Here is a 15,302-nt window from a genome sequence, read left to right as displayed (position 1 = left end):
TCGCCCCCTCGTCCGGGCTGCTACTGGCTGCCGTAGGTGGAGTTCCGACAGTCCTCGGCTATCCACGTGGTGGCGGGGATGTGATGGATGCTGCCGTCATGCCGGTCCACCAAGTAAGAGCCGCTGCCGGGCAGGCGGCCGCGCACGTCCTGGCCGTGGGGAACGGGAGCTGAGGTCAATGGAGTTGGTGTCAGAGCGGTGTCAGGGGGATCTCAGGGGGATGCTGGCACAGTAGTGAGCACGGGGACGGCGCACCGGCAGGTGCTCGGTCCCGGGGAGAGGTGCCCGGAGTGGTCCATCGGGGGTCGGAGCTTTGGTTCCGGTCGGGTGCAAGCCCGCGCAGGTTCGAATCCTGCCTTCTCCGCAGGGTGGTCAGAGCAGCAGTACGCCGAGCCAGCTGTAGGGGAACCAGCCCTCCAGGGTGCGCAGTTCGGGGTCGGTGACGGGATGGGTCGACAGGATGGCCGGGGCGACGTGCCCGTGGAGGGTGCTCAGGTTGGGGGCGGCGGACAGCGTGATGGTGAGGCCGTCGCGTTGCAGGACGTACTGGCTCGCGCCGTCGGACCACAGGCCGCCCGGCTCCGGAAAGCAGGGCGTGAGCGGACTGGTGGTGAGGCGCTCACCGTCCGCGGACAGCAGAGGGCGGTTGCAGGGATCGCTGTAGCCCGGGGAGATCGTCTCGACCGCGGCCTTTTCGAAGGCGCTGCTGAATCCGCCGCTGCCGTCGTCCAGGTCCTGCTGATCACTGAACACGAAGACCGCCTGCCGTCCCTGTGAGCTCAACCCGGTGACCTCCACCCCGGGTGAGGTGATCGGTTGCAGTAGGGACCGGGACGGGATGCCGGTGCCGATCAGCAGGTCCTGGACGCCGATCTCCTGCTGCGCCGCTCGGAGGGGCAGCGCGAGGGCGAATACGCCCAGCAGCAGGCCGGCGGCCGTCAGCAGAGCGGCGCGAGAGCGCAGCACCGCGGCGCCGGCCAGCGCGAAGGACGGGAGGGCGAAGACCAGTACGCTCAGCAGGCCGGGGCGGAAGGGCAGCAGGTGGCCCAGCGCCCCGGTCGCGGCGAGGGCGACCGCGATCAGCGCGGGCGCCAGCAGCCAGCGCCGCCGAGGGCCGGACGGCCGCAGGGCGTGCAGTGCGAAGAAGAGCGCCGGGATCGCCGTCGCGAGCGTCAGCATCACGCGAGCGCTCGCCAGTAGATCCTGGACGCCCGTGCCGTCGAGGTACGGGACGGCGCTGCCGAGGGCCACCGAGGTCAACGACGGGAGGGCGCAGGCCGATCCGAGGGCGAGGACCCGCCGCCGCGGGCTCGGTGTGGACGGCTCCGGTAGGCGCCAGTCCGCCGCTGCGTACGGATTGTGCGGTTCGGCCGCGGCCATCGTGTCCCCCTGGTGTTCGGTGCCTTCGATCCACTAGGGGGACGAGCCCGTGCCGATCTTGGTTGCGGTGGGTGGGCGGGGGGCCTCGAAGTCTCGAAAATTCCTTAGCTTGTTCCGTGTTTCGCTGACCCTGCCGGGAAACGGCCTGCGAGGGACGTCCGGGATCGCGGACTTCGACCCCGCGGTAGGAGTAATTCCGTGGCGCGAAAGGGGAACGGATGTCCAAGCGTGCGTTGATCACCGGCGTGACCGGGCAGGACGGCTCGTATCTGGCCGAGCACCTGATCGGGCTCGGGTACGAGGTGTGGGGGCTCAGCAGGGGGCAGGCGAATCCGCGCAAGGACCGGATAGCGCAGTTGATTCCGGGGCTGCGTTTTGTGGACGGCGATCTGATGGACCAGGGCAGTCTGGTCTCGGCGGTGGACGCGGTGCAGCCGGACGAGGTCTACAACCTGGGGGCCATCTCGTTCGTGCCGATGTCCTGGCAGCAGGCGGAGTTGGTGACCGAGGTCAACGGGACCGGCGTGCTGCGGGTGCTGGAGGCGATCCGGCTGGTGAGCGGGCTGAACAAGCCGTCCGCCGGGGGTGACACCTCGGGGCAGATACGGTTCTACCAGGCGTCCTCCTCCGAGATGTTCGGCAAGGTGGTGGAGGCGCCGCAGAGCGAGTCGACGTCGTTCCATCCGCGCAGTCCGTACGGGGTGGCCAAGGCGTACGGGCACTACATCACCCTCAACTACCGTGAGTCCTATGGCATGTACGGCGTTTCGGGGATCCTGTTCAATCACGAGTCGCCGCGTCGCGGTGCGGAGTTCGTGACCCGGAAGATCTCGCTGGCGGTGGCGCAGATCAAGCTCGGGCTCCAGGACAGGCTGAGCCTGGGCAACCTGGACGCGGTGCGCGACTGGGGTTTCGCGGGCGACTACGTCCGCGCGATGCACCTGATGCTCCAACAGGACAGCCCGGGTGACTACGTGGTGGGTACCGGGCGGATGCACTCGGTCCGGGATGCGGCGCGGATCGCGTTCGAGTGCGTGGGCCTCGACTGGGAGGAGCACGTCGTGGTCGATCCCGGTCTGGTCCGCCCGGCCGAGGTGGAGACGCTCTGCGCGGACTCCTCCAACGCCCGTCAGGAGCTGGGTTGGGAGCCGGAGGTGGACTTCGCCGAACTGATGCGGATGATGGTGGAGTCGGACCTCAACCAGGCCCAACTGGTCCGGGACTACGGCGCGATGCTCTCCGGGGCGCGCTGGTAGTGCCGGCAGGAGTGCGAACGCCCGTCGGGTACCCGGTCGAACGGCCGGGTACCCGACGGGCGTTGGTGCGCTCAGCGGTCGGTTGCGGGGTCGGCCGGCAGCGGACGGGCTGCGGGGGCGGACAGCGCGAGGATCGCCAGGGCGATGCCGGCGCCGTCCGGTCCGAGCCGGGCGACGTACTGGCGCAGCATCGCGTTCTCCTGGGCCAGCGCGGTGGCCGGCAGGCCGACGGCCCGCCGCTGGAGCTGCTGCTCGCGGGCCCAGCGCACCCTCAACAGCAGCCGGGCGATGAGCTGTTGGTCGAGGAGGGCGAGGAGGTCGAGCCCTTCCGCGTCCGCGTCCGCGCCCGGTTCGGTGAGTTCGAGTTGGTCGAGGTCGTCCAGCACCCTTCGATCGTGCGCCGGGAGAGCCCGGCAAATCCCTAGTCTCGCAGGCCCCTTGCGACCGGTGGCGATCACTAGGGGTTTTCCTGGCGCGGTCGCCGGACACTGGCCGCTGGTGTGCGGGAATGCCGGTGCTGCGCTGGGGATGGGTTGAGTTGATGATGGACAAGGAACAGAAGCTCCGGGACTACCTCAAGCGGGCCGGCGCCGACCTCCAGCGCTCCCGGCAGCGGGTCGGCGAGTTGGAGGCGGCCGCGAGCGAGCCGATCGCCATCGTGGGCATGAGCTGCCGCTACCCGGGCGGGGTGACCGGTCCCGAGGAGCTCTGGACCATGCTCGTCAACGGCGAGGACGGGATCTCCGGCTTCCCGGCGGACCGCGGCTGGGAGCTGGACGGCGAGGACGGGCCGACCGCGATCTCCGGCGGATTCCTGCACGACGCCTCCCGGTTCGACCCGGACTTCTTCGGCATCTCGCCGCGCGAGGCCCTCTCGATGGACCCGCAGCAGCGGGTGCTTCTGGAGTCGGCGTGGGAGGCCTTCGAGGGCGCGGGCATCGACCCGGCGACCGTGCGCGGCACCCGGACCGGCGTCTTCGTCGGCGCGATGCCGCAGGACTACCGGGTGGGCCCGGAGGACGACGTCCAGGGCTTCGTGCTGACCGGCAACGCCACCAGCGTCATCTCCGGCCGCCTCTCGTACTTCTTCGGGACCGTCGGGCCCGCCGTCACGGTGGACACCGCCTGCTCCTCCTCGCTGGTGGCGCTGCACCTGGCGGCGCAGTCGCTGCGCGCGGGGGAGTGCTCGTTGGCGCTGGCCGGCGGGGTGACGGTGATGTCCAGCCCGACCACCTTCGTGGAGTTCGCCCGGCAGGGCGGCCTGGCCTCGGACGGGCGCTGCCGCTCGTTCGCCGACGCCGCCAACGGCACCGGCTGGGCGGAGGGCGTCGGCGTGCTGGTCCTGGAGCGGCTCTCGGAGGCCCGGCGCAACGGGCACCGGGTGCTGGCCGTGGTCCGGGGCACCGCCGTCAACCAGGACGGCGCCTCCAACGGGCTGACCGCGCCCAACGGCCCCTCGCAGCAGCGGGTGATCGAGCAGGCGCTGGTCAACGCGCGGCTCTCGGCCGACCAGGTCGACGTGGTCGAGGCGCACGGCACCGGCACCACGCTGGGCGACCCGGTGGAGGCCCAGGCGCTGCTGGCCACCTACGGGCGCGGCCGGGACCCGCAGCGTCCGCTGCTGCTGGGCTCGGTCAAGTCGAACATCAGCCACACCCAGGCGGCGGCCGGCGTGGCGGGTGTCATCAAGATGGTCCTGGCGATACGGCACGGCATCCTGCCGAGGACCCTGCACGTGGACGCGCCGTCCACGCACGTCGACTGGACGGCCGGGGCGGTTCGGCTGCTCACCGAGCAGACGGCCTGGCCGGAGCGCGAGGAGCCGCGCCGGGCCGGCGTCTCCTCCTTCGGCCTGAGCGGGACCAACGCGCACGCGATCATCGAGCAGGCCCCGGCCGAGGTGGCGGAGCCCGCCGCCGAGCCGCTGCGCGCGGACGTGCTCCCCTGGCCGCTCTCCGGCCGCACCCCGGACGCGCTGCGCGCCCAGGCCGCCCGCCTGCTCGCCCACCTCGACGCGGACCCGGCGGCCGACCCGGTCGACCTGGCCTTCTCCCTCGCCACCAGCCGCGCCGCCCTGGAGCACCGCGCGGTGGTCACCGCCGAGAACCGGGCGCAGGTCGTCGCGGCGCTGACCGCGATCGAGCAGGACGGCACCGCCGACGGGCTGGTGCGCGGCAACGCCCAGGGCCGGGCCAGGCTGGCCTTCCTGTTCGCCGGCCAGGGCTCCCAGCGAATCGGCATGGGCCGTGAACTCGCCGACCGCTTCCCGGTGTTCGCCGAGGCTCTGGCGGAGGTACTGCGGCACCTGGACGCCGGTCTGGACCGTCCGCTGCGCGAGGTGCTGTTCGCCGCCGAGGGCACGCCCGAGGCGGAGCTGCTGCACCTGACCGGGTACGCGCAGCCCGCGCTCTTCGCGATCGAGGTCGCGCTGTTCCGGCTGGTCGAATCCTGGGGCGTGCGGCCGGACTTCCTGGCCGGGCACTCGATCGGGGAGATCGCGGCCGCGCACGTCGCCGGGGTCTTCTCGCTTGCCGACGCCGCCACCCTGGTGCTGGCGCGGGGCCGGCTGATGCAGGCGCTGCCGGCCGGCGGCGAGATGATCGCGCTGCGGGCGAGCGAGGCCGAGGTGCTGCCGCTGATCGAGGGTCGCAGCCACCGCGTCTCGATCGCCGCCGTGAACGGCCCGCAGGCCGTGGTGATCGCCGGTGCGGCGGGCGAAAGTGCCGAGGTCGCCCGGCACTTCGCCGAGCTGGGGCGCGAGACCAAGCGGCTGCGCGTCTCGCATGCCTTCCACTCGCCGCTGATGGAGCCGATGCTGGACGAGTTCCGGGCGGTGGTGGCCGCGCTCTCGCCGCAGGCCCCGGTGATCCCGATCGTGTCGACGCTGACCGGCACGCCTGCCACCGTCGAGCAACTGACCTCCGCCGCCTACTGGGTGGACCACGCCCGGGAGACCGTCCGGTTCGCCGACGCGATCGGCTGGCTGAGCGGGCACGGCGCGGGCGCCTTCCTGGAGCTGGGCCCCGACGGCGTCCTGTCCGCGCTGGCCCGGACCTGCCTGGAGGAGGGCGACGAGGCTGTGCTGCCTCTGCTGCGTCCGGGCCGGGGCGAGATCGCGACCAGTGCGGAGGCGCTGGCCGGCCTGCACGTTCGCGGAGTGCCCGTCCAGTGGAAGCAGTACTTCGCGGGCACCGGCGCCCGCCGGGTGGACCTGCCCACCTACGCGTTCCAGCACCGCCGCTTCTGGCCCCGGAACCTCCCCGGCCGGGCCGGCGACGTCCGCGCAGCCGGTCTCGGCGCTGCCCACCACCCGCTGCTGGTGGCGGCCGTCTCGCTGGCCAACTCCGACGGCCTGCTGCTGACCGGCCGGCTCTCCGTGCAGAGCCACCCCTGGCTCGCCGAGCACGCGGTGCGCGGCGCCGTGCTGCTGCCGGGCACCGCCTTCCTGGAACTGGCCGTGCACGCGGGCGACGAGGTCGGCTGCGAGCGGGTCGAGGAGCTGACGCTCGTCGCACCGCTGGTGCTGCCCGAGCAGGGCGGCATCCAGGTGCAGGTGTGGCTCGGCAGCGCCGACGAGGCGGGCCGGCGCAGTCTGAGCATCCACTCGCGCCCGGACACCGCCGAGGAGCAGCCCTGGACGCAGCACGCCGCCGGCATCCTGGCCGACGGTGAACACCGAGCCTCCTTCGAGGAGTTCAGCGCGGGCGTGTGGCCGCCGCAGGGCTCGCAGGCGGTGCCGCTGGAGGGCCTGTACGAGCGGCTGGCCGGCAGCGGGTTCGGCTACGGGCCGGTGTTCCAGGGCCTGCGCGCCGCCTGGCGCCGGGGTGAGGAGGTCTTCGCCGAGGTGGCGTTGCCGGAGGCTGATGGCGCCGACGCCTTCGGCATCCACCCCGCACTGCTCGACGCGACCCTGCACGCCTGCGCCTTCCTGGACCTCGGCGAGCACGTGCGCGGCGGCCTGCCGTTCGCCTGGCAGGACGTCAGCCTGCACGCGAGCGGCGCGCGGTCCGTCCGGGTGCGGCTCGCGCCGGTCGGCGACGACGCCGTCTCGGTCACCGTCGCCGACGCTGCGGGCGGCGCGGTCGCCTCGGTCGGCTCGCTGGTGCTGCGTGCGGCGGCGGACGAGCAGCCGGCCGGCGCAGGGCTCGCCCGGGACGCGATGTTCGAGCTGGCCTGGAGCCGCCTGCGCGGCGGCGCCGAGAGCGAGCCGCAGGCGGTCGCGCTGCTCGAAGGCTCTGAGGGCGACCTGGTGCTGCCCGAGGCGACGGGTGGCGCGGGCCCGGCCGTCCTGCTCGCGTCCGTGACCGGCGAGCCGGGTACGGACCCGGCCGCCGCCGCCCACCGGCTGACCGCGCGGGTGCTCGGGCAGCTGCACGCCCACCTGGCGGACGAGTCCGCCGACGCGCGGCTGGTCTTCGTCACCCGCGGCGCCACCGGGGCCGGGGGAGCGGAGGTCACCGACCTGGCGGCCGCCGCCGTCTGGGGCCTGGTGCGCTCCGCGCAGGCCGAGCACCCCGGCCGCTTCGGCCTGCTCGACCTGGACTCCGCTGATGTGCCCCTGAAGGCGCTGGCGGCGCTGTGCGGCGACGAGCCGCAGGCGGCCGTCCGGGGCGGCGAGGTGCTGGTCGCCCGGCTCGCCCGGGTCCGCGCCGCCGACACCGGCGCGGCGCCCTGGGATCCCGAGGGTACCGTCCTGATCACCGGCGGCACGGGCGGTCTGGGCCGGCTCGTCGCCCGTCATCTGGTCACCGAGCGCGGCGTCCGGCACCTGCTGCTGGCCACCCGCCGCGGTGCCGCGGCCGAGGGCGCCGAGCAACTGGCCGAGGAACTGCGGGCGTCGGGTGCCCGCGTCGCGATCGAGGCCTGCGACGCCGCCGACCGCGCGGCGCTGGACCGACTGCTGGCCGGCGTGCCGGCCGAGCACCCGCTGACGGCGGTGGTGCACAGCGCCGGCGTGCTGGACGACGGCGTGATCGAGTCACTGACCCCGGAGCGGATCGGCGCCGTCCTGCGGCCCAAGGCCGACGCGCTGTGGAACCTGCACCAGGCCACCGAGGGGCTGGAGTTGGCCGCGTTCGTGGTCTTCTCCTCGCTCTCCGGAACGGTCGGTGCGCCCGGCCAGGGCAACTACGCGGCCGCCAACGCGTTCGTGGACGCCCTGGTCCGGCAGCGCCGCACCGCCGCGCTGCCGGGCCAGTCGCTCGGCTGGGGCCCGTGGGCGCTGTCCGCCGCCGTGGGCGGGATGACCGCGGGACTCTCCGAGGCCGAACTCGACCGGCTGGCCCGGATGGGCACCCCGGCGCTCTCCGAGCAGGACGGCCTCGCGCTCCTGGACGCCGCGCTCGCGCTCGGCGCGCCCGCCCTGCTGCCGGTGCGCCTGGACCTGCCCGCGCTGCGCGCCCGCGGCGAGGTGCCGGCGCTGCTGCGCGCGCTGATCCGTACGCCCGTGCGCCGCTCGGTGGTGGCCGGCTCCGAGGCGGCGGCGGGCCTGGCGCAGCGGCTCGCGCGGCTGGAGGGGCCGGCCCGTACCGAGGCGGTCGTCGAGCTGATCCGCGCTCAGGTGGCCGCGGTGCTGCGGCACGCCGGCCCGGCGGACGTCGACCCGCTGCGCCGGTTCCAGGACCTCGGCTTCGACTCGCTCACCGCCGTCGAGCTGCGCAACCGGCTGCGGACGGTCACCGGCCTGCGGACCTCGGCCACCGTGATCTTCGACTACCCGACGGTCACCGCGCTGGCCGGCCACCTGCTGGACGAACTCCTGGGCGCAGTCGTGGTCCAAGCGGCCACCCGCAGTGCTGACACAGCCGACGACCCGATCGTGATCGTCGGCATGAGCTGCCGCTACCCGGGCGGCGTCGCCTCGCCGGAGGACCTCTGGCGGCTGGTGAGCGAGGGCACCGACGCGATCTCCGGCCTGCCCGCCGACCGCGGCTGGGACCTGGAGAACCTCTACGACCCGGACCCGGACCACCTCGGCACGGCGTACACCCGCTACGGCGGGTTCCTGCACGAGGCCGCCGAGTTCGACCCGTCGTTCTTCGGCATGAGCCCGCGCGAGGCGCTGGCCACCGACGCCCAGCAGCGCCTGCTGCTCGAAGCGTCCTGGGAGGCGATCGAGCGCGCCGGGATCGACCCGCTCGCGCTGCGCGGCAGCCGCACCGGCGTCTTCGCCGGGGTGATGTACAACGACTACGCGGCCCTGCTGACCGGCGGCGAGTTCGAGGGCCACCAGGGCAGCGGCACCTCGCCGAGCATCGCCTCCGGGCGGGTCTCCTACACGCTGGGCCTGGAGGGCCCGGCGGTCACCGTCGACACCGCCTGCTCCTCCTCGCTGGTCGCGATGCACTGGGCGATGCAGGCGCTGCGCGCCGGCGAGTGCTCGTTGGCGCTGGCCGGCGGCGTCACCGTGATGTCCACCCCGACCTCGCTGATCGAGTTCTCGCGTCAGCGCGGCCTCTCCCCGGACGGGCGCTGCAAGGCCTACGGTGACGGCGCGGACGGCGTCGGCTGGTCGGAGGGCGTCGGCGTGCTCGTGCTGGAGCGGCTCTCCGACGCGCGGCGCAACGGGCACCAGGTGCTGGCCGTGGTGCGCGGCAGCGCGGTCAACCAGGACGGCGCCTCCAACGGGCTGACCGCGCCCAACGGTCCCTCGCAGCAGCGGGTGATCCAGCAGGCGCTGGCCGGCGCCGGGCTGTCCACCGGCGATGTCGACGTGGTCGAGGGCCACGGCACCGGAACCACGCTGGGCGACCCGATCGAGGCCCAGGCGCTGCTGGCGACCTACGGCCGGGACCGCGACCCGCAGCAGCCGCTGCTGCTGGGCTCGGTGAAGTCGAACATCGGCCACACCCAGGCCGCCGCGGGCGTGGCCGGGGTGATCAAGATGGTGCTGGCGATGCGTCACGGCGTCGTCCCGCGCACCCTGCACGCCGACCGGCCCTCCTCGCACGTGGACTGGGAGGCGGGTGCGGTCGAGCTGCTGGCCGAGCAGGCCCGGTGGCCCGAGACGGGCCGACCGCGTCGGGCGGGCGTCTCCTCGTTCGGGTTCAGCGGGACCAATGCGCACGTGATCATCGAGCAGGCGCCGGACGCCCCGGCCGCTGACGTCCGCTCCGCGGACACGGTGGTGGCCTGGCCGGTCTCCGGTCGCACCCGGGCGGCACTGCGCGACCAGGCGGCCCGCCTGCGCGCGTTCGCCGAGGCCCGTCCGGAGCTGGACCCGGCCGAGGTCGGCCGGGCGCTCGCCACCACCCGCTCCAGCTTCGAGCAGCGCGCCGTGCTGGTCGGCGACCGGGCGGACCTGCTGCGGGGACTGAGCGCGCTGGCCGCCGGCGAGGGCGATGCCGCGCTCACCGAGGGCGAGAGCGGCGGGCCGGGGCGCCTGGCGCTGCTCTTCGCCGGCCAGGGCTCCCAGCGGGCCGGGATGGGGCGTGAACTCGCCGACCGCTTCCCGGTGTTCGCCAAGGCCCTGGACGAGGTGCTGCGCCTGCTGGACGCCGGTCTGGACCGTCCGCTGCGCGAGGTGCTGTTCGCCGCCGAGGGCACGCCGGAGGCGGAGCTGCTGCACCTGACCGGCTGGGCGCAGCCCGCGCTCTTCGCCGTCGAGGTCGCGCTCTTCCGCCTCGTCGAGTCCTGGGGCGTGCGGCCCGACCAGCTGCTCGGCCACTCGGTGGGCGAGATCGCCGCCGCGCACGCCGCCGGAGTGCTCTCGCTGGAGGACGCCTGCACGCTGGTGCTCGCCCGGGCCGCTCTGATGCAGGCACTGCCGGCCGGCGGCGCCATGGTCGCGCTGCGGGCCACCGAGCAGGAGGTGCTGCCCCGGCTGACCGAGCGGGTCTCGGTGGCCGCCGTGAACGGCCCGCAGGCGGTGGTGATCGCCGGGGACGAGGACGAAGTCCTGCGGATAGCAGCCGAGTTCGCCGCTGACGGACGCAAGACCACTCGGCTGCGGGTGAGTCACGCCTTCCACTCGCCGCTGATGGACCCGATGGTGGAGGAGTTCCGCCGGGTCGTCACCGGTCTGCGCTTCCACGAGCCGCGCATCCCCCTGGTCTCCGCGCTCACCGGTGAACTCGCCACCGGTGCCGAACTGTGCACCCCCGACTACTGGGTGGAGCACGTGCGCCGCACCGTCCGGTTCGCCGACGCCGTGCGCACCGCCCGCGCGCTCGGCGCGGCCGCCTTCCTGGAGCTGGGGCCGGACGGCGTGCTGTCCGCGCTCGCCCAGGACACCCTGGGCGACGAGGACGGCGCGGACCTGGTCGCGCTGCTGCGCGCCGACCGCGCCGAGCCGCGCACCGCCGCCGCCGCGCTGGCCCGCCTGCACGTGCGCGGGATCGCCGTGGACTGGACGGCGTACTACGCCGGGACGGCCGCGCGCGGCGTCGAACTGCCCACCTACGCCTTCCAGCACGAGCGCTACTGGCCGCAGACCTCCGCCGCCTCGGCAGGCGCCGCCGACCCGGCCGAAGCCTCCCGGGACACCGAGCTGTGGGGCGCCGTCGAGCGCGGTGACGCGGCCGAACTGGCCACCCTGCTGGGCCTGCGCGACGAGCAGCACGCCAACCTCTACGCACTGCTCCCCGCCCTCGCCGACTGGCGCCGCCAGCGGCACGAGAAGGCCGTGCTGGACGCCGCCCGCTACCGGGTGCAGTGGCAGCCGGTGCGCGCCGGCGCCGCGCCGGTGCTGGCCGGCAGCTGGCTGGTGGTCAGCGCGGAGGGCACCGACGACGGCGAGCTGCTGGACGCACTGCGCGGCCACGGCGCCCGTTTCGAGCGCCTGGTGCTGGACGCCGGCCTGCGCGACCGCGCCGAACTCGCCGAGCAGATCGCCGCGTTGGGTGAACCCTCCGGGGTGCTCTCGCTGCTGGCACTGGCCGATGGACCTTTGCGTACCGACGCCCTGCCCGCCGGCCTTGCGCTCAGCGTGCTGCTCGCCCAGGCGCTGAGCGACCTCGCCCTCGCCGCGCCGCTGTGGACGCTGACCCGCGGCGCCGTCTCCACCGGCCCCGCCGACCCGCTCGTCAACCCCGTCCAGGCGGCCGTCTGGGGCCTGGGCCGTAGTACGTCGCTGGAGCGGCCCCAGGCCTGGAGCGGCCTGCTCGACCTGCCGCCGGCGCTCGACGCCCCCGCCGTGCAGCGGCTGGTCAGCGCGCTGGCCGCGCCCGCCGCCGAGGGCAGCGAGGACCAGCTCGCGCTGCGCGGCTCGGCCGCGCTCGGCCGCCGACTCGTCCGCCACCCCGGCGCCGACCTGCCCGCGGCCGACGCCTTCACCGCCTCCGGTACGGTGCTGATCACCGGCGGCACGGGCGCGCTGGGCGCAGAGGTGGCCCGCTGGCTGGCCCGCAGCGGTGCCGAGCACCTGGTGCTCGTCGGCCGACGCGGCCCGGACGCCCCCGGCGCTCGCGAACTCGCCGACGAACTGACCGAGTTGGGAGCCCGTACGACGATCGCCGCCTGCGACCTCGCCGACCGCCAGGCGCTGGCCGCGCTGCTCGCGAGCATCGAGCAGGACTACCCGCTGACCGGCGTCGTGCACGCCGCCGGCGTCGGCCAGGCCGCGCCGCTGGCCGCCACGTCCCTCGCCGAGTTCGCCGAGCTGACGGCGGCGAAGATGGCGGGCGCGGCCCACCTGGACGAGCTGCTGGGTGAGCGAGAGCTGGACTTCTTCGTGCTGTTCTCCTCCGTCGCGGGCGTCTGGGGCAGCGCCGGCCAGAGCGCCTACGGCGCCGCCAACGCCTACCTCGACGCGCTCGCCGAGCACCGCCGTTCGCGCGGCCTGGCCGCGACCTCGCTGGCCTGGGGCCCGTGGGCGGAGGCCGGGATGGCCACCCACGAGGCGGTCTCGGAGAGCCTGCTGCGCCAGGGCCTGCGCTTCCTGGCGCCGGAGAGCGCGATCGCCGAGCTGCGCCGCGCCCTGGTGCAGCGCGAGGTCGCCGTCACGGTCGCCGACGTCGACTGGGCGCGCTACGTCCCGGTCTTCACTTCTTCGCGGCCCAGCATGCTCTTCGGGGAATTGTTTGAGGTGCGGGACCTGGCCCACAGTGGGGAAGCCGTTTCGGAGTTCGTCCGGCGCCTGCTCGCGCTCGCCGAGACCGAGCGCGAACGCGTGCTGCTCGACCTGGTCCGCCGCGAGGCGGCCGTCGTGCTCGGGCACACCTCCGCCGACGGCGTGCCGCCGACCCGGGCCTTCCGCGACGCCGGGTTCGACTCGCTGACCGCCGTCGACCTGCGCAAGCGCCTGGTCACCCTGACCGGCTTGGCGCTGCCCACCACGATGGCCTTCGACTACCCGACGCCCGTCGCACTGGCCGGCTTCCTGCTCGGCCGGATCCTCGGCGCCGCCGACGAGCTGGCGCCCGTCCCGGCGGCCGCCTCGGGCCGCTTCGACGAGCCGATCGCCATCGTCGGCATGAGCTGCCGCTTCCCCGGCGGGGTCCGCTCGCCCGAGCAGTTCTGGGAGCTGATCGAGCAGGGCACCGACGCGATCTCCGACTTCCCCGTCAACCGCGGCTGGGACACCGGCCTCTACGACGCCGACCCCGACGCACCCGGGCGCACCTACTCCACCCAGGGCGGATTCCTGCACGACGCCGGCGAGTTCGACCCCGGCTTCTTCGGGATCTCGCCGCGCGAGGCGCTCTCGATGGACCCCCAGCAGCGCCTGCTGCTCGAAACCACCTGGGAGGCCCTCGAGTCGGCGGGCCTGGACCCGACCACCGTGCACGGCAGCGCCACCGGCACCTTCATCGGCTCGACCTACCAGGAGTACGGGCTCGGCATGGCGGACGGCTCGGCCGGGCACGCCGTCACCGGCACCAGCCCGAGTGTGCTCTCCGGCCGCCTGGCCTACCTCTTCGGCCTGGAGGGCCCGGCCGTCACCGTCGACACCGCCTGCTCCTCCTCGCTGGTGGCGCTGCACCTGGCCTGCCAGTCGCTGCGCAACGGCGAGACCTCACTCGCGCTGGCCGGCGGCGCGACCGTGATGACCAACCCGGCCTCCTTCATCGCCTTCAGCCGCCAGCGCGCGCTGGCCGCCGACGGCCGCTGCAAGCCGTTCTCGGACGCCGCCGACGGCATGACGCTCGCCGAGGGCACCGGCGTGGTGGTCCTGGAACGACTCTCCGACGCGCAGCGCAACGGCCACCGCGTGCTGGCTGTCGTGCGTGGCTCGGCGATCAACCAGGACGGCGCCTCCAACGGCCTGACCGCCCCCAACGGGCCTTCCCAGCAGCGCGTGATCCGCCAGGCGCTGAGCAACTCCGGGCTCGGCGCCGGCGACATCGACGCCGTCGAGGCGCACGGCACCGGCACCGCGCTCGGCGACCCGATCGAGGCCCAGGCCCTCCAGGCCGTCTACGGTCGCGACCGGGACCCGCAGCGCCCGCTGCTGCTGGGCTCGGTGAAGTCGAACATCGGGCACACCCAGTCGGCCGCCGGCGTGGCCGGCGTGATCAAGATGGTGCTGGCCCTGCAACACGGACAGCTGCCGCGCACGCTGCACGCAGCCCAGCCGTCCTCGCACATCGACTGGACGCCCGGCACGCTCGCGCTGCTGAGCGAGCCGCTGACGTGGTCGGCGGGCGAGCGCACCCGCCGCGCGGCCGTCTCCGCCTTCGGCATCAGCGGTACCAACGCGCACGTGGTGCTCGAAGAGGCGCCGGCTCTTGTCGCTGCCCCTGTCGATTTCGCTGAGCCCGCCACCACCGTCCCCTGGGTGCTCTCCGCCCGGACGCCCGGTGCGCTGCGCGCCCAGGCCGAGCGGCTGGCCGCCCACCTGGACGCGCATGCGGACCTGCGGCCGGTCGACGTCGGCCACTCGCTGACCACCTCCCGCGCGCTGTTCGAGCACCGGGCGGTGCTGCTCGGCGCCGATGCCCCGGCGCTGCGCGCCGAACTCGCGGCGCTCGCCGAGGGCCGCTCCTCGGCCGGCCTGATCCAGGGCGCGGCCGAGCACGAGGGCCGGACCGTCTTCGTCTTCCCCGGCCAGGGCTCCCAGTGGGCCGGCATGGGCGCCCGACTGCTGGACGAGTCGCCGGTGTTCGCCCGATCCGTCGAGGAGTGCGCCGCCGCCCTGTCGCCGTACGTCGACTGGTCGCTCACCGACGTGCTGCGCCAGGCCGAGGGCGCGCCCTCGCTGGAGCGCGTCGACGTCGTCCAGCCCGCCACCTTCGCGGTGATGGTCTCGCTGGCGCGGCTGTGGCAGGCGCACGGCATCCGGCCGGACGCCGTGCTCGGCCACTCGCAGGGCGAGATCGCCGCCGCCGCGGTGGCCGGCGCCCTGACGCTGGAGGACGCCGCCCGGGTGGTGGCGCTGCGCAGCCAGGCGATCGGCCGGGTGCTGGCCGGCTCCGGCGGCATGGTCTCGGTGCCGATGTCGGCCGCCGCGATCGAGGAGCGCCTGGCGGCGCTGGGCGGGGAGATCTCGATCGCCGCCGTCAACGGACCGCAGACCGTGGTGGTCGCGGGCGCGCCCGAGCTGCTGGACGCCTTCATCGAGGACCTGGCCGCCGAGGACATCCGCGCCCGGCGGATCCCGGTGGACTACGCCTCGCACTCCGCGCAGGTCGAACTGCTCCGGGACGAGCTGCTGACGGTGCTCGCCCCCGTGCGGCCGCGCGCCGCCGAGGTGCCGTTCTACTCGACGGTGACCGGTCAACTCCTGGA

Annotated in this window: 4 protein-coding genes and 1 tRNA gene (1 of these 5 only partly in view); 3 read left to right on the top strand and 2 right to left on the bottom strand. The window is 74.4% G+C overall.

Annotation, left to right across the window (positions count from 1 at the left end):
- Window positions 1-275 precede the first annotated feature (275 nt).
- Window positions 276-364 (top strand) — tRNA-Gln (locus P3T37_RS15930).
- 8 nt (window positions 365-372) lie between these two features.
- Here the strand turns inward: P3T37_RS15930 and P3T37_RS15925 are convergent.
- The gene (locus P3T37_RS15925) at window positions 373-1,380 is read right to left on the bottom strand and encodes a hypothetical protein (RefSeq protein WP_280724300.1); all 1,008 of its coding nucleotides are present in this window, start codon (window positions 1,378-1,380) and stop codon (window positions 373-375) included.
- A 218-nt stretch (window positions 1,381-1,598) separates the two neighbouring features.
- On the opposite strand from P3T37_RS15925, the gene P3T37_RS15920 reads away from it, so the two are divergent.
- The gene (locus P3T37_RS15920) at window positions 1,599-2,636 is read left to right on the top strand and encodes a GDP-mannose 4,6-dehydratase (protein ID WP_280724299.1); all 1,038 of its coding nucleotides are present in this window, start codon (window positions 1,599-1,601) and stop codon (window positions 2,634-2,636) included.
- A 71-nt stretch (window positions 2,637-2,707) separates the two neighbouring features.
- On the opposite strand, the gene P3T37_RS15915 is transcribed toward P3T37_RS15920, so the two are convergent.
- Complete coding sequence (locus tag P3T37_RS15915; protein WP_280724298.1) at window positions 2,708-3,022, bottom strand: hypothetical protein; 315 nt, start codon at window positions 3,020-3,022, stop codon at window positions 2,708-2,710.
- Between the two features lie 158 nt (window positions 3,023-3,180).
- On the opposite strand from P3T37_RS15915, the gene P3T37_RS15910 reads away from it, so the two are divergent.
- Window positions 3,181-15,302 carry the start of a type I polyketide synthase gene (locus P3T37_RS15910; protein WP_280724327.1) on the top strand. Its footprint extends 16,108 nt past the window's final position, so only the first 12,122 of its 28,230 coding nucleotides appear in the window; it begins with the start codon at window positions 3,181-3,183; its stop codon lies off the right edge, out of view.

This window comes from Kitasatospora sp. MAA4, from assembly GCF_029893355.1.
Classification (GTDB): Bacteria; Actinomycetota; Actinomycetes; order Streptomycetales; family Streptomycetaceae; genus Kitasatospora.
This window is presented reverse-complemented; position numbering and strand designations above follow the sequence as displayed.